Below are 19624 nucleotides of genomic sequence, written 5' to 3' on the forward strand. Positions count from 1 at the left end.
ATCTGAAGAGAAAAAATCACTGCTTTAGTCAGCGAGTGATTTTTGGGCTACAGTTAAAAAGAGCTCTGCGTAATTTCCTAGGAAAAGACCTTCAGCACTATAGAGGATCTGACTGTCAATGCTCGAAAAACCAAACTGGTCGAGTTTGGTTTCCAGTTCAGGCAATTCAAAACCATGGTGGTTGGTATCTGTCTTGACAAAATCAGCAATGAGGACCTGTCCATTCTCCCTAAGGTGATGGTAAAACATGGCAAGAGTTGCATCTAGATCAGGCATATGATGAAGAACCCGACTGACAACAATCAGGTCAAATTGCTGTTCCAAGGGATTTGCCAGTAAATCCTGCTCCAAAATCTGGATATTCTTGATGTCTTGTTGCTCTGCTTTCAAACGGGCTTGCTCCAGCATTTTCTCCGAGATGTCTACAAGGGTAACCGACTGGGCTTGCTTAGCTAGAGGCAAGGCTAACAGACCCGTCCCACCACCGAAGTCCAATATTTCCTTGTCTGATAGAAAATCAATCTGTGCTTCAACTGCTTGACAAATCAAGTTTGCAAGGAAGATATTTTTAGGGGAATCAAAGGTTTCTGCTTTGTGATTAAAATCGTGTTTCATGTTTTTAGTTTAGCACAAAGAAGTTGAATTGACTAGGATTTGTCTTTCTTTTCAGGCTTTTCTTCTGATTTTTTCTTCCCTGCTTGATTGCTTGAATCAGTCGCCACCTCTTCCTTTTTAGCTGTTTTCTTTTCCTTGGCTTTCATCGAAGGAAAGAGAAATTCATAGTTGCCCTTATTCATACGAACACTTGTTACAAAATCTGTTTTCGTATTGTGATACGTGACCTTTCCTAAGTTAAAGACTCGTTCACCACTTTCTTGCTCAGCCTTATCTTTGCTTCGTTTAGCCATGGCAAAAGCAGCCAACTTCTCTTTGTTTAGGGTATAGTCTTTGTGATGGGCGACCTGCCGATTCAAATAAAACTGCAACAAAAGGCTAAAAATGGCTGCCATAGTGACTGCGTATAGGAGAACGCCTGCCTTAACTTTTTGCTTTTTCCACACGATAGATGAACTCCCTTTCTAAGCCCTTTTGAAATTGGAAACGAAAGTGAACCAATTGATTTTCCTCTGTAATTTGAGCTGATTTAAGTTCATAAACCATAGGTTGGTAGCCCCGTCCGCTGGTATCCGTTTTTCGAAAATCATCCGATTTAGACTTACCTATAGAGATATCCTTACCATCCTGTTTCATGTAGAGGCGATTGCCTTCTACCTTTTCAAACTGCGAACGCTCTAACTCTGCCTCCAGCTGATCCACAAACAAGAGCCACTCCTTTTGCTCGCTTTGCTGCTGGTAACGAACTTCTGAAATGAGGAGCTGACTCATAGCCTGAAAGAGGAGCAAGCCCCCGCTGATGACAATAAGGGCAATCAGGGATTCTAATAGAGTGAACGCTCTTACCTTACCGTTCTTTAAGGTCGAGTAACTTCTCTGAACCATGATAGACCTCCACTCCTTTTTCACTAGAAAACACCTGAATCTCCACTCCGTTTATGTTTACCTGATTTTGACCTGTCTGCAGAGCCATCTTAGCCGCACGTAAGACTTCTTCTTTTTGCAAGATTTCTGCCTCTTCCTGCCTATTTTTCTGAATTTGTCCCAAAAGAAGGGTCGCAATGCTGGCAAACACAACCAAAGCTACTACTGCTTCTAGTAAGATCACCGCCTTAATTTTTAGTTTCCTTAATGCGTTTAATTTTTCCATTTCCTAGATATAATTGATAGCGAATCACTCCTTTGCTGGTCTGAAATTCAACCTTAGCCAGGGATGAATTGCCCCCAGCTCGGTCAAATATAATGCTTTGTCCTGATGGTGCCTGAATTCCTTTAGGAACTGTCAACTTTTGACTGCCATTACTAATGGTCTGTCCATCTAAGTTCAAGCTGGTCTTTTGCTGACTGGCTACGCTACGTTTTTGTGTTTCCCGATAGAGTTCTTCAAACTCCATAAAGAAAATCTGCTCCTCTACCGCTGCAAAAGTGGACTGGACAGAACCGGACAAGCCCAAGGCAATCATACTTACAAGTCCCAAAACCAAGAGACTTTCCAGCATGGTAAAGGCCTTAATCCGCAACAGTTTGACTTGTTTTTTGTTTTGCATGGTATTCTTTATAAGCCTTAGCTTGCTCAGCTGTGATACGGCCGTCGGCCTGTAATTTACTTAGACTCGCATCTTCATTCTTATCCAGACTATAGAGTTCTGCCTGACTTTCCACCACCTTAACAACAGCAGCTTTTCCTTTGTCATCTACGGCATCCTTTTGCTTGGTCAAATTGGGCACAAAGAGCAAGAGAAGAACGCTGATGATGAGCAAGACCACTAACATCTCTACCAAAGTGAAAGCTTTAACCTTGGCTTTTTTTAAATTTGTCATGAGTTTTTTCATTTTAAAAATTTACCTCCATATTTTGATACATGGGCATAAGCATTGCCGCATAAAGTAAAACGATAATCAGGGCCACAAAGATAAAAACCAGTGGCTGTACTAAGTTCATGGTGCGGTTGACTCGGGTAAAAAAGGCTTCCCAAGTTTTTTCTGCATAGATTTCCAACTCACTCCCCAGCTTGGACTTGACTTCCCCATACTCGATGATGAGACTCAACTCCTTTTTAAAGAAAGGATAGGTCGCTATGGTTTGAGAAAATTCGCGGCCATTTTGCAGGGCTTGAGCCAGATCTTGACCGATTTCTTTAAAGAGCTGTGAACCCTGTTCCTGCATGATCTGAAAAATCTGCATCAGCTCCATTCCCTGCGAAATCATATTGCCCCATTCACGCGCATAATAGGCTGTCAGATAGGTCTGGACAAAGATTCCCAGAAAGGGAATCCGTGCTAACATAGAGAAGACTCGCATCTTGGAACTTCTTTTGTAGAAAGTGAGGGATAAAAGTAGAGACAGAGAGCAAACCAGCACTAGTCCCAGAAAAATTTGTGGCAGATTGCCGATGATTTGAGTGGCGATATTGCTACTGTCCAGTTGAGGTAGCAAATAATTTCTCAACCCCAGCATGATTAGCAGGAGAAATCCCAGCAAAATCAGAGGATAAGTCGCCACTTCGATTAACTTTTTCTTGACCTTGGCCAAATTATCCAGATATTCTTCTATCTTTCCCAAACTCAGGTGAAGATTTCCATGTACTTCAGCTAGAGATAATTGGGTCACAATAGCACTTGAAAAGCCCAAGCTGTCCATCATCTCTGAAAAGGATTTCCCCTGAGACAAGCCTTGGTGCATCTGGGCCACATAGTCCTTTTCCATCAGGGCACTTCTGCCCAAAAAAGAAATAATTTCCACCAAATGAAAGCCACTGGAGAAGAGGTTGTTAAACAAAGTGATGATTTTCTTCTGCTTAGCTGTAGCTAATTTTTTCCATTTCAGCCTGAAGACTTGTGATATGTCCATCTTTAAGAAGCTGGTCAATCTGTTCATTCCAGCTAGTTGGCTGGTGTTCTTGATAGTCTTTGTTTGCAAAGTCAACGATTCCTCCTCCCCCAATTAATCTCTGGTAGCAGACGCCTTGCAAGACAACTGCTAGTTCCTCCTCCGTCACACCCAACTCCAGAAGGCGTTCATAAACACCTCGGATACTCTTGGCATGAATGGTTGAAAAAACTGTCGCCCCTGTCAAACTGGCTCTGACCACTGCACGCGCTGTCTCGCTGTCACGAATTTCACCGATAATCAAGAGGTCAGGACGATGCCGAAGAGACAGTTTGATCAGATTTTCATAGGTCAATCCAATCGCCTCATTCAACTGCAACTGGAGCATGTCGTCCTGCTTGATCTCGACAGGATCTTCAATGGACATAACCTGCTGTCCTTTAAACAGAGACTTGGCTAATTCGTGCATCAAGGTCGTCTTGCCACTTCCAACTGGACCCGCAAAAAGGTAGAGCCCCCGTTGCCTGTACTGCTCACCCAGTTTGTTCATATCCTGAAACCAGAAATGCAGGTCCTGTTCCTCATCGTGCAACAAACGAATGACCAAACTCTCATATCCCCGATAATCTCCCACGGTAGACAAACGCAGAGAAGACTTCTTCTCCCCATGCTGATAGTCGCAAGACCCCAGCTGACTACGCCTCTTCTCTCCTACGTTCATACCCGCCACAAATTTAAAATGACTAATCACAGCAGCTAAAACATCAAACTCATAGGAGTCAACTAGACACCGTTCGTCTCCAACCCGCATGTGAAGCTCGTAGGACTTTTCCTTGGGGATAAAATAGATATCCTGAGCCTTCTTTTCTTTCGCAGTAGCAATAATTTTCTGTGCAATTTCTTGTACCATATCGCCCTCCTTATCTAACTATTCGCAAAAAAAATAAAAAAAGCAACTTAAAAAGTTACTTTTTTATCTCCATTTCATACGGCAAGAACGGTGTTTTTCTTGACCTGTTTGTTTTTCGTAGCCTGGACGTAGCTTTTCATCGGGGATGACTTGCTCATCCTGCAAAAGTGCCAAAGAATGGTACTGTTGCAAATACTCATCACACTCATCACACCAGCGCTGATCAGCAGGATCCCAAAAAATAGTCATCAAATCACTCCGACTCTTATAAAGAGGATTCTTCTTTTCCAGCTCAAACCAGCATGATTTATAATATTTTAGAGCATCATAGTACTTGTCAAAAGATTGACTCATGATGACATCTTCTTCCCAACCTTCTATGAACCACCACGGTTCAAAATCCCCATACATTTCTATAACACGATACATTCTTACTACTTCCTTTGTACCGTATATTATATCTAATTTTTTAATACAAGAAAAGGATTTTGCTTGTTTCCCCCATTAGAAATTTCTTTAATCCTATTATTTTCATCTGATAATAAAAATAGGAGTCCCTTATTGACCCCTATTTTTTATCTTCTTAGGCTTGATAACGTTTCACACCATCTAGGTAGGTTGCTACCAATTCCAAATCTTTATCTAGTACGATAAAGTCGGCATCGTAGCCTTCACGGATTTGTCCACAGACATCATCAATGTGAACAGATTTTGCTGGGTTGAAGCTGGCCATCATGACTGCTTCATGCGGATTCGCAATGCCCCATTCGACCACATTCTTCAAACCGTCTTTGAGTTTGAGGATAGAACCTGCCAAATTGCCTGTCGATTTGAGGCGTGCAGTTCCATTGGCAACAACTACTGGGAATTCTCCCAACATGTAGTCGCCGTCTTCCAAGCCACCCGCTGTCATACAGTCTGTGATGAGAGCAATATTTTCAGTTCCTTTTTGCTTGAGCAAAATGTCACAGGCCTTTGGATCTACGTGGTGACCATCACAAATCAATTCAGCGTAAGTATGTGGCAATTCATACATGGCTCCCACCATACCGAGCTCACGGTGAGTCAACCCACGCATCCCATTGTAGGCATGTACCCAAACGCTTGCTCCAGCATCAACTGCTTTTTTAGCTTCATCAAAAGTCGCATTTGAGTGTCCAAGAGCAACAGTCACTCCTTCGCCCGTAACTGTACGAACAAAGTCTTCTACACCTTCGCGTTCTGGCGCAAGGGCGATTTTATTGAGCAAGCCATTGGCAGCTTTTTGCCAAGCACGAAACTCATCCATACGAGGGTCTTTCATGTAGGCAGGGTTTTGGGCTCCCTTGTATTTCTCTGTGAAATAAGGCCCTTCAAAATAGATCCCACGAATCTTGGCTCCACTTGCTTCCTGGTAACGAGCACCGATATTTTCAGTTACCGCAAGCAACTGCTCGTAAGAGGAAGTCAACGTCGTTGGCAAGAAACTGGTGACTCCTGTGCTAAGTAGACCTTCACTCATAGTATGAAGGGTTCCTTCAATGTTATTATCCATGACATCCACACCGCCAAATCCATGAATGTGGGTATCCACAAGTCCTGGTGCAATGCTATAACCGGTATAGTCAATCACCTCAGCTCCTTCAGGAATCTGTTCTACATGTTTTCCAAACTTGCCATCCACAAGTTCTAAGTAACCGCCACGACGAACTCCGTGTGGGTAGAAAAACTGATCCGCTTTAATATAATTAGGCATAATGATAACCTCCTTGATAGATTGATTCTAGAATTTATTATGTCAATTACATTATAAACCTTTCTTTTTCATTTGTAAATGGTATAGACCTATTTTCTAGAGATATTTTAAAAGAGCTGGATATCTCCAACTCTTTGATTTTATTTTGATTTCACAGGTAGTTCTTGAGCGGCCTTAACAGCAGCTGCAATCGTCTCTGCGTAAAGTTTAGCACCTTCTTCAATCATGTTGCTATCATTTCCAAAGTGGACTTGGTCAGTTCCAGCCCAGATTTCAGGGTGTTCCTTAGCGACCTTATTCCAGTCAGCGATGCTCACATATGGATTCTTTTCAGCTAATTCTCTCGCATAAGCCGCATACTGCTCCACTGATGCATAAGTGTCCTTGCTCTTGTCTCCCTCATAAGGTGTCACCAGTATCAGATGGTGTCCTTTCGGTAGATTGTTCACGATGCTGTCCAAATCATTCTTATAGCCTTCGGGATTGTTGACCCCCGTTGCAATGACAACTGTTTTTAAAAGCGCCTTGTTCTGGCTATTATTGAGCATGATGTCATTGGCTTGCTTGGTCGTTCGACTAACCTGGGCATTGATATTTGCATCAGGAAGTGCCTCTTTTAAGGCTGTATTAGCACGTAAAGTCACTGAATCCCCAATCAGACTCGTTCCCTCAGAAATTCCCAGGCGACTGGCTTCAGCTTGTTCAGCAAGAGTCTTTGTTTGTCCTATATTGGTCTGAGCTTGCTTGAAACCATTGACCATCAAGTCTGTCTCAAAAGCTCCAACCTGAGGAGCCATAGCTACGATAATCAAGGTAAGTAAGGAAAGGACGCCCACAACACTAGCACTAATGGGTCTGATATAATGCAGTTTAGTGATTTTTCTAACCAAAGCATTGGTCTTACCGGCAATCAATGGCTCAATAATATAGAAGGATAAGATAGCGAAGAAATAGGAAAAGATAACGGTTAAAATAACAGCGGGCAGATTGCTCATCAACTGAGAAAAGATAATATAGAAAGGCCAGTGGAAGAGGTAAACCGCATAACTGGTATCCGCTAAAAATGTGATGATCCGAGGTTCTTGTATCTCAGGCGTTTTCTCATGCAAGACACGCGCAGCAAGAATCATGGTCACGGCCGCTAAACTTGCCAGTAAGAAACCAAATAGATAAGCGAACAGGTAGGTAAACTTGACAAAGAAGGTCAAGAGTACTAATACCAAGAGGCCTGCAGCAAACACCAGTAGATTCTGACGAAGATCCCACGTCCGATCAAACTGCTTAACTAAATCGCTCGTCTGACGAACACCCACAACCGTCGCCAAAATACTTCCTAAAAAGAAGGGATAGATATGGGTTAAACTTGAAAAGTAGACAGACGAATGGGAACTAGCCATTAGACTACCAATAAACATGGAGAAAAAGCTAATGATGAAAGCTCCCGCAGAAAGGAGAAATACCATCCCTCTCAATTGACTACTAGATTTTGAACGTTTCGATAAGAACCAAACCGCTAAGCCCCAAAGGATATAGTAGTGAACCTCAACAGCTAGACTCCAGTTGTGAACAAAGAGATGCGGAATGAACTGGGATTCGTAACTTCCCCCTGTTAACATCTCATAGAAGTTGGTCATAAAACCAAAAACTCCCGCAATCTGACCGCCAATTCCAGCAACATAGTCTTGGCGAACTAAGAGGGTAAAGGGCATGGTCACCAAAACCATCAGAACCACAGGTGGTACGATGCGGTAAAACCGTCTCTTAAAAAAGCCCAGTAAATCAATCTGGCGTGCCTTCCCAAATTCTTCTAAAAGGAGAGAAGTGATTAAAAATCCTGAAAAAGTGAAAAAGACGTCTACCCCAAAGAAGCCTCCAGGAAAGATCGTTTGAAAGAAGTGGTACAAGAGCACCAAAAGTAAACCTGTAATCCTAATCAAGGAAAACCATTTAATACGCATACGAGTTTATTCCCCACTCAATTAGATCGTAAAAACATCTAATTTTTATTCCATAATACACCTTATTTTATCAAAAAAAGAAGAAAAATCCTAAGAGAAAACTTAGGATTTTGGCATTCTATTTTTACACTTTAAAAATTGCGTCCTGACTTGTTGTAGCCATATTTTTCCACAAAATACTCACGGAATTCCAAGAGATTATCATCCATGATGGCTTGACGCACTTGCTTCATCAGATTGAGCAAGAAGTAGAGATTGTGGTAGCTAGTCAAGCGGATGCCAAAGGTTTCATCAGCCTTGAGCAGGTGACGAAGATAAGCGCGTGTGTAGTTCTTACATGTGTAGCAATCACACTCAGGATCCAGTGGCGTAAAGTCTTCAGCGAATTGGGCATTCTTGACAACCAAACGACCTTGGCTGGTCATACAAGTTCCGTTACGAGCGATACGAGTCGGCAAGACACAGTCAAACATATCCACACCACGAATAACCCCATCAATCAAGCTATCTGGCGCTCCCACTCCCATCAAATAGCGAGGTTTGTTTTCAGGTAGCAGTTGAGTTGTGAAGTCCAAGACTGCATTCATTTCTTCGTGGGTTTCTCCCACTGCTAAACCACCGATAGAGTAGCCAGGGAAGTCCATGCTGACAAGGTCGTGAGCTGACTGACGGCGAAGGTCTTCAAATCCTGCCCCCTGTACAATTCCAAACAAACCTTGGTCATGTGGACGACGGTGAGCCTTTAAGCCACGTTCGGCCCAACGGCTAGTACGCTCGATGGATTTCTTAACGTAGTCGTATGGTTGGTAAAACTGAGGGCATTCATCAAAAGACATCATGATGTCTGAGCCCAGATTATTCTGAATGGAGATGGCTTTTTCTGGCGATAGGAACATCTTGGAACCATTGAGATGGTTTTTAAAGGTTACTCCTTCTTCAGTGATATTACGGCTATCTGCTAGGGAATAAACCTGGAAACCACCACTATCCGTCAGGATTGGCTGGTCCCAGTTCATAAATTTGTGGAGACCGCCTGCGCGTGCGATGAGTTCATCTCCTGGACGAAGCCACAGATGATAAGTATTAGAGAGGATAATTCCTGATCCCATCTCCTTCAACTCCTCTGGTGACTGGGTCTTGACAGTAGCTTGGGTCCCAACCGGCATAAACATAGGTGTCGGGAAGGTGCCGTGAGGGGTGATGATTTCTCCTAGACGAGCTCCCGTGTGTTTTTCTTTCTTAATCAAACGGTATTTGATTGGTGAATCTGACATTTTCTACCTCCGAAGCTGGGAAAAACAGTCCCAGTTCATACTTTGTGCCCAAAGGCATACTGTATGATTTTATCAAAAAAACTAGGAACTGTCACGAACTATGGTATAATGAGAGAATGAAATACCCAAAAATTGATTTAAAAACCATTCGTCTGCAGACTAGGCAATTTCAGGCTGAAAATCCCCGCCTCCTTCTGGTCTATCTCCTTCCTAGTATGCTGGTCATCTTGTCAGGCTTTCTCAACCCCTTGGCTCGTCTCCAGGAAAGTGTTTTAGAGCAATCCTTTTTCAGCATGCTGGCGCAAGTGCTCCAAGCCTATCTCTTCCCGCTAGTGGTTTATTTTATGAGCACGATTTTTCTAGCAGGTGCTGCCTTTGCGACACTCCGACTCCTCAAGGATCCTGATACGGAACTCTCAGTAAAATCAAGCCTGACCCTCTTTGCTGAAGAGCGCTTCTCACAAACCTTTCTAACCCTGCTCCTCAAACGTTTCTACCTTTTTTTATGGAGCATTCCAAACTTAGTAGGCGTTTATTTTCTCTTTTATAGCAATCTCTTGGCTCGTAGATTTGTTGCCCTACATCCTGAATTTCCAAAATTAGACCTCTCATCCGTTGAAACCGAGCAATTCCTTATGACCTTTGGGCTCTACTTTTTCGCGAGCCTCATCTTGATGATTGTAGGAAACATCCTCTACGTTCCGCAACATTATGCCTACTCGCAGGTAGAATTCCTCCTCTGCGATACTCTGGATTTAGGACAGGCTAAACCAAGTCAAATCCTGAAAACCAGCCGTTTCTTGATGAAAGGTTATAAATTCCAGCGTTTTGTCCTCGACTTACAACTACTCCCTTGGTACTTCCTCAACTGGATCACCTTTGGGATTGCTAGCTTTTCACTCCTTCCCTATATCCAAAACAATCACATCTTCTTTTACAGAGCCCTACTAGCCCGTAAACGTCGAAATGGATAAGAGCATACAAAAACCAGCGTCCTGAAAGACGCTGGTTTTCTTATTTCAAAAGTAACATACTCAGCAGAGTCAAAATAGCGGGTCCACCTTGCTTCAGAATAATCTTCTTGTCTGCTGTCAGAGAACCGTAGGTCGCTGCACCAAGAACAAATAAAACAAAGATGGTTACAATTTCCAAATTTTGTGAGAAATAGATTCCGTACAAGAGAAAGACCCCTATCAAAGCATTATAAATCCCTTGATTTTTAAACAGTGAACTCACTGAAGGACGAACCAGTTCTTCCTTATCCATATTAAATACGCGGCTAGTAGTATCTGATTGCGTAGCCACACTTTCCAAATAAAAAATGTAAAAATGCTCTAAAGCAACGATAGTTGCTAAAATAGTAGTAATGATTGACATCGTTTTCTCCTTAAAATTCTATTTTTTCTAGACCTGACACTAGTTTCGTCAGTAAAGTTGTTAGCTCTTTCTGCTCGGTTGTCGATAAGATGCTCTCCATCTGTTCCTTCACTCGCAAATGATGTTTAGGCGGACTGACTAAGAGTTGATTCTTGGCTTCTTGGGTTAATTCAACTAAGACTTCTCGCTGATTGGCCGGATTACGCTTGCGACTGACATAGCCCTCTGACTCTAGTATCTTAAAATGACGGGTCAAGGCCGCCTGGTCGATTTGCAACTTCTCCTGAACGGCAATCTGGTTGCAGGGTGACTGCTGCAGTAAAAACTGCAAGATTTGATAGCGAGTCAAACTAATTCCCAATTGTTTCTCAAAAAGTTGAGTGATCATCTGATCTGTTAAATGGAGCTGGTACAGTAAGTCGTTAATTTTTTTCATTTCTATCTCCTCGCGAAAACTTGATTTATCAACTATTGACTTATCAAGTATATTACAGAAAGATTAAAAACGCAACCATTTTGCTTACTCACGAAAAATAGCCTCTTGGTTTCAATCCCAAAAGGCTATTATTTCTATATTCTAGATAAAATCCAGCACTAACCTACCAAATCTGCTCGAAGGATTTCTCCCTCTTTATCAATGACAACTTCGATGGCATGGCCTGCAAAAATTTCCTCGCTATCATCATAGTAGAGGGTCAATTCCCCGTCTTCGTTGATCGATAGTTCACTCAAGGAAAGAGAGTTGGTAAAATACTCTTCTGTTAACTCCACATCATTTTCATCTGAATCTATCCAGTCTTGAGCTGTTTCCCACAGTTCTTTGACAATATAGTCTTTAATCCGAGTATCTTGAACTTGGAAAGTTCCCATAAATTTCTTTAGATCATCAAAAGAACTTGGAGGGAGACTTTCATCTGCACTCGCAGCAAAGATAGCATGAATCTTACCACCCTCGTAAGTGATAAATCCTTCAAACCAAGAATAGGCTCTGTTTAAGGTGAATTCGCCAATATCGTCTTGAATGATGACCGGTTTTTGATAGGTTTCAATCAAGGTCTCTAACCTAGAGTCTGAGGATTGGTCATCTAGGTATTCCAGCAAGTGGTAGCAGTTATTAGCTACTTCTGACATATATGGCTCTAACTCCATGAAGGGGCGTTTTTGACATTTGATATGATGAATTTTGTAGGGTTCAAAACTAAAGCCCCATCTCTTTTCTTCAAATTCCTCAGGAGTCAATACCCATTCCAAACGTCCCTCACGTTCAGAGAATTCCTGGGTTGCAACATTGACACTAGCTTTAAAATGAACGGACGGCATTTTACAACCATCTTTTAAAGAAGCGGCCCCAGTTACATTTTGGAGGGTAAAAATCAAGAATTCGACAATTTCACCACAAAATTCCTCTTCAAAATCATCTCTTGTTTTCTCAAATGGAGTTTTTAATCGATTTGTCATTCACTTCATCCTTTCTCTCTATGCTTAAAAGCGTTAGTATAGTTTTGTATTCGCTTACATTTTAACATGTTTTAGATTTTATTTCACTTATTAATACTATTTTACACAAAAAGAAGCTACACTTTTAAATGTATAGCTTCTTATTATTCTTAATTCATAGATACGTGAACGTGGTCATAGTGGTTTTCGGTTACGCTACCACGGTCTGGCATTGGATTCCACGTGTAGGCTGGTCCATATTTACTATCGTATGGAGCGTAGAAACGTTGTTTCCAGATGATGTAGTTGATACCACGGCTAGCCATATTTTGGACCGCATATTCCGCGATTTGGTCACCGAGTGCTGAACTTACTGGAACCATAAAGTCGATGGCCAAACCTTTTCCATGGTCACCACTGTCACCAGGACGGTAGCCACTAAAGGATGTGATGCCAAACAAGTTGGCGATTTCTTCTTTAAAGGCTGCAGTTTGTGGTTGAAGACCAGCATTCTCAGACTTAGCTACAGCAAGTCCTGCATAGTCAGGAGCCGCTGGAGCAGCATACGTTCTTGAAGGAGTTTGACTTTGCTCTGCTTGATAAGTCGAAGTTGCAGTGTCAGAATTTGTTGTTGATTCTGTTGCACTTGTTTCCGTTGTATCAGCAGGCGTTTCTGTTGCTGGCGCAGCTGCTATTGGTGCTTCTGCTGGAGTTGTTGTTGCCGTTTCTTCGGTAGCTGGAGTCGCTACTTGAGGAGCTTCTTCTTCAGCTGGGCGAGTTGTTTCTGCTACTGGTGCTTCCGCTGGAGTCGTTTCAGCTGTTTCTTCAGCTACAGGTGTTTCTGTAGATGGTGTCTCTTCAACAACTGTCGCTGTCTCAGAAACTTCTGAACTTGGCGCTACTTCTGCTGGTTTTTCAGTCTCTGTTGCAGTTGGAGCTTCCTCAATTGGTTGAGAAAGGTCTTCTACTTGAACTGTTTGTTCATCGACTGTCACTTGATTCGTCGTCAAATCAGCTGTCGCAGTCGTCACTTCTTCACTAGCATCTGCTTGAGGAGTTTGGATTTCAACTTCCGTTACTTCTTCTGCCTCATTGACAGTTGTAGTAAGGACAGTATCTGGGAAAATCAAGTCCATATTGGTGATTTTGTTCAAATTTGCAAGAACTGTGACATCTACTCCCAAAGCTTCTGCAATCGTGCTCAGGGTATCACCATACTGAACTGTATAGCTTGTTTTGTTGTCCGTTTTAGTCAAATCGTTTTGGATTTGCTCAACACTACGTGCAGTCCAAAGGACTTCTTCTGCTTGAGTTGCCAATACTGGGGCAAATGACAAGGCTACTGTTGAGACTAAAATCATTCTTTTCTTCATTCGTTCATATTCCTTTCAAATGAGTACCTGTCTATCATAACACAAAAAAAGCTGAAAAAAAGCCCTCTCGGGCCTATTTAATAGAACTGTCTATTCCTTGTAACAAACTCGATTACTTGAAATAGTTTGTTAGGTCTCTGTCACACAACTGACACAATCTTCTTGTTACTTACTCTCAAAAATATGAGGAATATCTGCTAGTGCTCGAATCATGTGATTGCCTTCAAAAGAAGACTCTAAAAAGTTGATGCTTTGAATACCGCTATTCTGGGCAAATTCCACATCCAAAGTCCGATCCCCTATATAATAAGTCTTCTCAGGATCCAGCTGATACTTGTCTAACAAATAGGTAGCCGCTTCTGGACTAGGCTTGCGCTCAAAGCCACTCTGACTGGTTAAAATCTCTGTAAAATAGGATTCCAACCCCAAGTCTCTTAGAATAGTAAAAGCATTGTCCCCCTTATGAGTATAGATAAACTGTTGAATCCCTGCTTGGTCTGCCCAAGCTAGCACTTCACGCGCACCTGGCATCAAAACTACCTGGGCATTTTTCTCAGACAAGCTCTGGGCACGCACCTGATTGAGCACTTCCGCATCTAGTTTTCTCTCTTCCGCCACCTGCACAAGCAAATCCTGCACAGAATACTTGAGGATAAACTCTCTCACTTTCTCCTTATCATAAGGAATAGAAAACTGAGCAAAGGTCTCCTCAATCCCTGATAAAATCGCTTCGTAAGAATCCAATAAAGTCCCGTCTAAATCCCAAATAAAAGCTGTTTTTTGCATTTTCTATCCTTTCAACATCATATAACGTTGGTAACGGTAACGTAGAAATAACCAACGGAAACCATTATCCAAAAGAGTCCCTGCCCAAATACCAGGCAAGCCCCAACCAAGAACAATGCCCATCAGATAAGCTGTCCCAATACGGATACACCACATCCCTATACTTGTCGCATAAAAGGGAAGGCGAGCATTTCCCAATCCCTGCCAAACCGCCGTATAAATAACTGTCCCTGTCGCCATGGGAGTCCCTAGTAGTGAGAACAGTACCACCAAAACGCTAGCTTCAACCGCTACAGGATTGGTCGTATATAGATGAGTCAGTGGTATCCCTAAGGCATAGATACTAAATGTCAAGGGCAACATGAGGAGCAGAGAAAGCCAAAAGGTTTGTTTGCTCAAATTATCTACTCTTTTCCAATTATCCTCTCCAACTGCTCGAGCCACCAGCATGACCGTTGCCGTAGCGACGGCAAAGGCAGGCATATAGTTAAACTGGGTCAAAACCTCCCCGATTGCATTTCCCGCTACTGCCTCCGTCCCAAAAGAAACGACCAAAGCAATGATCACTACATCTCCAGCCCTCATCATAAGCCGCTCTCCAGCTGCTGGCAAAGCCAAGGTCAGTAAGTCTTTATCCAGTCCAAAAGTCGGTTTCGTATAAGGCAGTTTTAATTGTGACCACAAAATCACAAGACCAACCAAACGAGACAAGATAGTCCCCCAAGCAACACCCGCTATCCCCATATCAAGGATAAAAATAGCTAGACTGGAAAAGAGAATATTCAAGGCATTGGATAAAAGACTGACATAGAGGGGGAGACGAGAATTATGCGTTGCACGAATCAAGGCTCCTAAACTGGTCATTAATCCCAAGAGAACAATCAATCCACCCACCAAAGATAGATAGAGTCCTCCACTTTCGGCCACATCCTGTTCAGTCCCCAAAAGTCCTATCATCTCTTGTCCAGCGAAGATAGACAAAGCTCCTAAAAGGAGACTTAATAGTAAAGTAATCTTCAACGCCTCAGTCACATGATAGGCAAGCTTAGACTGATCCTTCTGCCCCAAACTTTTTGAAATAACGCTGGAAATAGCAGCTCCCAAAGCGATGAAAATCGCCTGGTAAATCGTGATAATATTGCCAGCCACTGAAACACCCGAAATAGCGATTAAGCCCAAGTGAGCGACCAAGTAACTGTCCACCATCCCCATGAGCATCTGTAAAAAGTTTTCACCCATAGCTGGCAAGGCAATGTTGAGAATGTCCTTATTTTTTCTAAACAATCTGTTCTCCTGATGAAAAGAAACTCAGTTGGTTTCCCAACCGAGTTTACTTCCTCTGTCTTAAAGTCCTAGATAAGCTTCAACCGCTGCTTGCATGTCAACAGCAGCCACCGTTGTTTTATGACGAACTGGAGCCGTTTCTAGGCCATCAACTGCTGGTGGCACTGCCACTCCTGAGATTTCATGTAATTGAGTCAAGGCTTCAAAGTCAGTCAAGCCTGCTTTTCCTGTTACCGCTTCTACGGCAACCACTGGGAACTTGTATGGACTAGCTGTTGAAGCAATCACTGTCTTAGCCGCATCGCTAGTAGCCGCTTGGTATTTTCTATAAACTGCTGAGGCAACAGCTGTGTGTGGGTCCTCGATGTAAGCATCTGTTTGATAAACACGTTTAATTTCTGCCGCAGTTTCTTCCTCAGTCGCATATTCAGCTACAAAGAGATCCAGAATCTCTGCATCAAAGTCTGTCAATTCATATTGTCCTTGTGTATTCAAGGCATTCATGAGTTCAGTTGTCTTAACCGCATTATTCCCCAAAAGATGGAAAATCAAACGCTCCAAGTTTGAAGATACCAAGATATCCATAGATGGACTAGTCGTTACCTTAAACTCACGTTTCTTATCGTAAACACGTGTTTTAAAGAAGTCAGTTAAAACATTATTGTCATTTGAAGCACAGATCAATTTGCCAACTGGCAGACCAATTTGCTTGGCATAAAAGGCAGCTAAGATATTTCCAAAGTTTCCTGTTGGTACTGTGAAATTGACCTTTTCACCAGCCACAATCTCACCAGACTTGACCAACTGAGCGTAGGCATAAACATAATAAACAATCTGTGGTACCAAACGACCAATGTTCATAGAGTTGGCTGATGAAAATTGCAGTTTATTGGTAGCCAACTTTTCACGAAGAGCTACATCGTTAAACATATGTTTGACGTTAGTTTGCGCATCGTCAAAGTTACCATCAATAGCAATAACATGAGTATTGTCGCCAGTCTGAGTAGTCATTTGCAACTCTTGTACCTTGCTGACACCATCCTTTGGATAAAAGACGATAATTTCAGTTCCAGGCACATCCGCAAACCCTGCCATAGCAGCCTTTCCAGTATCACCAGATGTCGCTGTCAAGATGACAATCTTGTTCTCCAAACCATGCTTTTTAGCGGCTGTCGTCATAAAGTATGGCAAGATAGACAAGGCCATATCCTTAAAGGCAATCGTTGAACCATGGAACAATTCCAAGTTGTATTGCCCATCCAGTTTCACCAATGGCGCAATAGCTGGAGTATCAAACTTGCTATCGTAGGCATTGTTGATACAGTAGTCCAACTCCTCAGCCGTAAAGTCATCTAAAAAGGCTGACAAAACTAACTTAGCAACTTCTTGGTAAGAAGCATCTTTCAATTTTTCAAAGTCCAAATCGACCTTTGGATAAGAAAGCGGTGTAAACAAACCACCATCCGTCGCCAAACCTTGCAAAATAGCTTGACTGGCAGTTACTGTATTATTCGCATCACGCGTTGATTGATAAACTAATGTCATAATCCCTATCCTTTATCTATAGTCCATTCCATTATATCATGATTTTTCAGAAAATTCTCCCTTTATAACAAAAATTATAGGCCCAATTCTTCTTTCAAAGGCTGCAAATAGGTCATTTCTTGCTTGCCTCTCTTCTCCAGTCCTTCCTCAGCTAGAAGGAGTAAGGCTTTTGAAAACTCGACAATTGCAGGTTCTTCCTCATCTGTGAGCCTTTTCTTTGAAAATTGTCTCCTCAATGACTTGTAATCACGACCAAATGTTGTAAAAAATGGTGCAGATTGCAAGTAAGCTTCTAACTTGTCTAAATGAAGCAACAACCCCAAGTGAAAGGCTGCAGAAGCAAAGGTTCTATTTAGAGGCTGCGTACATACACTACGAAACTCAATAGTCCCCCGAGTTGCCAAATCTTGGTACTGGTAACTACGATGAGTTTGAAAGTCCTTCTCCTGAGGATAAAGAAGAATCTCTTCCCCATCAAGGGCGAAGGCGTGAATTTCCGGAGTTCCTAAGTAATCTTTTGCTCGAATTGGATAAAAATAATAGGTCTGCCCATCACGTTCCGCAGTAAAGATCGCAGAATGATCTAGGTAATCAAAAAAATCATCCTCATCTTTAAAGAGTCTAGCATTAACACCTACATTCTCGGGATAGATACCGTGCATGGACTCTTCCCAAAAAATATCTCTCGAAATCTTGGTATCCCAATCCGCTCCTGAAAACTCAGAATTGGCAAACAAATAAGCTTTTGCAACTTCAATCTGAGTAAATGCATTGATGACACGCAAATAGTTAGACTTTGAAACATCCAGTTGAACTTGGCTCCCACAGATAAAGGCTCCATATTGCGGATAATCGTGTAAATCTGTCCCTAAAACAGTTCTGCTCAACTTCAAATAGTTCATTAACATCTGATAACGTGCATAAGCAACCGGTTGATTATCATTTTTATCCCAATAAGGATGGATCCCAGAACCAATAATTGCATGATTTGCTTTACTCAGCTTTTTCTGAATCAGATCCATATAATCTCGAAAACGCACTTCAACCTCTTGGATGGATTCCGCCCTACCAAAGGCAAACTCGATAGTTGTATAGGAGACTTCGAATAAGATAGTATCTTGGCTAACTGGATCAAGTAACTGAATTGGATTCCCAAAGTCATCTACTTTTTCAATCGTAAAACCCAGAACTGATGGTAAATACCGAAAGAGATCCTTAACAACTTCACTATCTGTAGCTTTACCCTCTAAATTGATAACAGGATACTCCAGCTCAATTCCCACAAATAAATCCGGCTTCTCTTTCATATTTTCTAAGTAGCGTTTCTTAAGCAAATCAATCGAACGAGACATCAAACACCAACACTTTCATAATCAAAATAAATTGTGAATAAGTAATATTATACCAAAAAACAAGTCAAAAGATTAGAAAATCACGCAAAAATAATTACTGAACCATTATCCCACTATTAACAAGATACAATTTAGTAAGAAATAAAAAAACAAGGTCAAAAAACCTTGTTCTTATTACTATACCGGCGGCCGGGGTCGAACCGGCACGTCCTTGCGGACACTGGATTTTGAGTCCAGCGCGTCTGCCAATTCCGCCACGCCGGCAAATAGTAACTGGGGTAGCTGGATTCGAACCAACGCATGAGGGAGTCAAAGTCCCTTGCCTTACCGCTTGGCTATACCCCAATAATATAAAATAGGCGAGTGATGGGGATCGAACCCACGCATGCCAGAGCCACAATCTGGTGTGTTAACCACTTCACCACACCCGCCATAATTTTATTAACACGGGCAGTAGGAATTGAACCCACACTGAAGGTTTTGGAGACCTTAGTTCTACCTTTAAACTATGCCCGTAACTAAAGCAATGGAAGGGGAGGGATTCGAACCCCCGAACCCGAAGGAGCGGATTTACAGTCCGCCGCGTTTAGCCTCTTCGCTACCCTTCCAAGTTATAAATAAGATATGGCGCGAGACGGAATCGAACCGCCGACACATGGAGCTTCAATCCATTGCTCTACCAACTGAGCTACCGAGCCAAATTGCGGGAGCAGGATTTGAACCTACGACCTTCGGGTTATGAGCCCGACGAGCTACCGAGCTGCTCCATCCCGCGTTAATATAAAAAGGAGGATGTGGGATTCGAACCCACGCACGCTTTTACACGCCTGACGGTTTTCAAGACCGTTCCCTTCAGCCGGACTTGGGTAATCCTCCAACAAATAGTCCGTACGGGATTCGAACCCGTGTTACCGCCGTGAAAAGGCGGTGTCTTAACCCCTTGACCAACGGACCATATCCATAGATGGGCACGAGTGGACTCGAACCACCGACCTCACGCTTATCAGGCGTGCGCTCTAACCACCTGAGCTACGCGCCCAAGTTAAAAAACTTGGTATTTGAACAAAGTTCAAAGCGGGTGACGAGAATCGAACTCGCGACAACAGCTTGGAAGGCTGTAGTTTTACCACTAAACTACACCCGCTAAA

Annotated in this window: 21 protein-coding genes and 11 tRNA genes; 1 reads left to right on the forward strand and 31 read right to left on the reverse strand. The window is 42.5% G+C overall.

Annotation, left to right across the window (positions count from 1 at the left end):
* Positions 1–24: 24 nt before the first annotated feature.
* From HMPREF9189_RS11590 to tgt, 12 genes are all read right to left on the reverse strand, one after another.
* A complete protein-coding gene (locus tag HMPREF9189_RS11590; RefSeq protein ID WP_000679758.1) occupies positions 25–615 on the reverse strand; it encodes a class I SAM-dependent methyltransferase in 591 nt (196 codons plus the stop codon).
* 32 nt (positions 616–647) lie between these two features.
* On the reverse strand, positions 648–1061 hold the full coding sequence (gene comGG / locus HMPREF9189_RS11595) for a competence type IV pilus minor pilin ComGG (protein WP_000265653.1): 414 nt from the start codon (positions 1059–1061) through the stop codon (positions 648–650).
* Positions 1039–1500 (reverse strand): competence type IV pilus minor pilin ComGF, encoded by a 462-nt coding sequence (gene comGF, locus HMPREF9189_RS11600; RefSeq protein WP_000250709.1) that lies wholly within the window; start codon positions 1498–1500, stop codon positions 1039–1041. Before comGF ends, comGG begins: the two co-directional genes overlap by 23 nt.
* Complete coding sequence (gene comGE / locus HMPREF9189_RS11605; protein ID WP_000413370.1) at positions 1463–1765, reverse strand: competence type IV pilus minor pilin ComGE; 303 nt, start codon at positions 1763–1765, stop codon at positions 1463–1465. The genes comGF and comGE overlap by 38 nt, the downstream gene beginning before the upstream one ends.
* Positions 1728–2162, reverse strand: coding sequence for a competence type IV pilus minor pilin ComGD (comGD, locus tag HMPREF9189_RS11610; protein WP_001180064.1), 435 nt, complete (start codon positions 2160–2162; stop codon positions 1728–1730). The genes comGE and comGD overlap by 38 nt, the downstream gene beginning before the upstream one ends.
* Positions 2125–2448: a competence type IV pilus major pilin ComGC gene (gene comGC / locus HMPREF9189_RS11615; protein ID WP_000735802.1), complete on the reverse strand. Its 324-nt coding sequence runs from the start codon at positions 2446–2448 to the stop codon at positions 2125–2127. The genes comGD and comGC overlap by 38 nt, the downstream gene beginning before the upstream one ends.
* A 1-nt stretch (position 2449) precedes the next feature.
* Positions 2450–3466, reverse strand: coding sequence for a competence type IV pilus assembly protein ComGB (gene comGB / locus HMPREF9189_RS11620; protein ID WP_000355377.1), 1017 nt, complete (start codon positions 3464–3466; stop codon positions 2450–2452).
* Entirely contained in the window at positions 3414–4355 is a 942-nt protein-coding gene (gene comGA / locus HMPREF9189_RS11625) for a competence type IV pilus ATPase ComGA (protein WP_000249585.1), read from the reverse strand. Before comGA ends, comGB begins: the two co-directional genes overlap by 53 nt.
* 63 nt (positions 4356–4418) lie before the next feature.
* Positions 4419–4784 (reverse strand): DUF1033 family protein, encoded by a 366-nt coding sequence (locus tag HMPREF9189_RS11630; protein ID WP_000286399.1) that lies wholly within the window; start codon positions 4782–4784, stop codon positions 4419–4421.
* A gap of 154 nt (positions 4785–4938) precedes the next feature.
* Entirely contained in the window at positions 4939–6090 is a 1152-nt protein-coding gene (nagA, locus tag HMPREF9189_RS11635; RefSeq protein WP_001134445.1) for an N-acetylglucosamine-6-phosphate deacetylase, read from the reverse strand.
* A 140-nt stretch (positions 6091–6230) separates the two neighbouring features.
* Positions 6231–8048, reverse strand: a complete 1818-nt coding sequence (locus HMPREF9189_RS11640) for an acyltransferase family protein (RefSeq protein ID WP_001220893.1) — start codon at positions 8046–8048, stop codon at positions 6231–6233.
* Positions 8049–8179: 131 nt separating this feature from the next.
* A complete protein-coding gene (tgt, locus tag HMPREF9189_RS11645; protein ID WP_001285237.1) occupies positions 8180–9322 on the reverse strand; it encodes a tRNA guanosine(34) transglycosylase Tgt in 1143 nt (380 codons plus the stop codon).
* Between the two features lie 116 nt (positions 9323–9438).
* Between tgt and HMPREF9189_RS11650 the strand changes: the two genes are divergently transcribed.
* Positions 9439–10296, forward strand: coding sequence for a DUF975 family protein (locus HMPREF9189_RS11650; protein ID WP_000876924.1), 858 nt, complete (start codon positions 9439–9441; stop codon positions 10294–10296).
* Between the two features lie 40 nt (positions 10297–10336).
* Here HMPREF9189_RS11650 and HMPREF9189_RS11655 read toward each other — a convergent pair whose 3' ends face one another.
* The 19 genes from HMPREF9189_RS11655 to HMPREF9189_RS11745 form a co-directional block, all read right to left on the reverse strand.
* Positions 10337–10699, reverse strand: a complete 363-nt coding sequence (locus HMPREF9189_RS11655; RefSeq protein ID WP_000022889.1) for a DUF1304 domain-containing protein — start codon at positions 10697–10699, stop codon at positions 10337–10339.
* A gap of 10 nt (positions 10700–10709) precedes the next feature.
* Complete coding sequence (locus tag HMPREF9189_RS11660) at positions 10710–11135, reverse strand: MarR family winged helix-turn-helix transcriptional regulator (RefSeq protein WP_000723483.1); 426 nt, start codon at positions 11133–11135, stop codon at positions 10710–10712.
* A gap of 158 nt (positions 11136–11293) precedes the next feature.
* Positions 11294–12157 (reverse strand): DUF2262 domain-containing protein, encoded by an 864-nt coding sequence (locus HMPREF9189_RS11665; protein WP_000184913.1) that lies wholly within the window; start codon positions 12155–12157, stop codon positions 11294–11296.
* 149 nt (positions 12158–12306) lie between these two features.
* Positions 12307–13509, reverse strand: coding sequence for a LysM domain-containing protein (locus tag HMPREF9189_RS11670; RefSeq protein ID WP_000746971.1), 1203 nt, complete (start codon positions 13507–13509; stop codon positions 12307–12309).
* A 165-nt stretch (positions 13510–13674) separates the two neighbouring features.
* Positions 13675–14295 carry an HAD family hydrolase gene (locus tag HMPREF9189_RS11675; RefSeq protein WP_001172834.1) on the reverse strand — a complete coding sequence of 207 codons (621 nt, stop codon included), beginning with the start codon at positions 14293–14295 and terminating at the stop codon, positions 13675–13677.
* Positions 14296–14298: 3 nt separating this feature from the next.
* The gene (locus HMPREF9189_RS11680) at positions 14299–15579 is read right to left on the reverse strand and encodes an MATE family efflux transporter (RefSeq protein WP_000488873.1); all 1281 of its coding nucleotides are present in this window, start codon (positions 15577–15579) and stop codon (positions 14299–14301) included.
* A 60-nt stretch (positions 15580–15639) separates the two neighbouring features.
* Positions 15640–17124, reverse strand: a complete 1485-nt coding sequence (gene thrC, locus HMPREF9189_RS11685) for a threonine synthase (RefSeq protein ID WP_000177123.1) — start codon at positions 17122–17124, stop codon at positions 15640–15642.
* 74 nt (positions 17125–17198) lie between these two features.
* A complete protein-coding gene (locus tag HMPREF9189_RS11690) occupies positions 17199–18476 on the reverse strand; it encodes a hypothetical protein (protein WP_000091381.1) in 1278 nt (425 codons plus the stop codon).
* A 180-nt stretch (positions 18477–18656) separates the two neighbouring features.
* Positions 18657–18740: transfer RNA gene (locus HMPREF9189_RS11695), tRNA-Leu, on the reverse strand.
* Between the two features lie 9 nt (positions 18741–18749).
* A tRNA-Gln gene (locus HMPREF9189_RS11700) sits at positions 18750–18821 on the reverse strand.
* 13 nt (positions 18822–18834) lie between these two features.
* Positions 18835–18907, reverse strand: a tRNA-His gene (locus tag HMPREF9189_RS11705).
* Positions 18908–18921: 14 nt separating this feature from the next.
* Positions 18922–18992 (reverse strand) — tRNA-Trp (locus tag HMPREF9189_RS11710).
* An 11-nt stretch (positions 18993–19003) separates the two neighbouring features.
* Positions 19004–19084: transfer RNA gene (locus tag HMPREF9189_RS11715), tRNA-Tyr, on the reverse strand.
* A 17-nt stretch (positions 19085–19101) separates the two neighbouring features.
* Positions 19102–19174: transfer RNA gene (locus tag HMPREF9189_RS11720), tRNA-Phe, on the reverse strand.
* Positions 19175–19177: 3 nt separating this feature from the next.
* A tRNA-Met gene (locus HMPREF9189_RS11725) sits at positions 19178–19251 on the reverse strand.
* Between the two features lie 11 nt (positions 19252–19262).
* Positions 19263–19352, reverse strand: a tRNA-Ser gene (locus HMPREF9189_RS11730).
* A gap of 6 nt (positions 19353–19358) precedes the next feature.
* Positions 19359–19430 (reverse strand) — tRNA-Glu (locus HMPREF9189_RS11735).
* 11 nt (positions 19431–19441) lie between these two features.
* A tRNA-Ile gene (locus HMPREF9189_RS11740) sits at positions 19442–19515 on the reverse strand.
* Between the two features lie 34 nt (positions 19516–19549).
* Positions 19550–19620: transfer RNA gene (locus tag HMPREF9189_RS11745), tRNA-Gly, on the reverse strand.
* Between the last annotated feature and the right edge of the window lie 4 nt (positions 19621–19624).

The sequence above is a fragment of the Streptococcus sp. oral taxon 071 str. 73H25AP genome (assembly GCF_000146755.1).
In the GTDB taxonomy this organism is placed as follows: Bacteria; Bacillota; Bacilli; order Lactobacillales; family Streptococcaceae; genus Streptococcus; species Streptococcus oralis_T.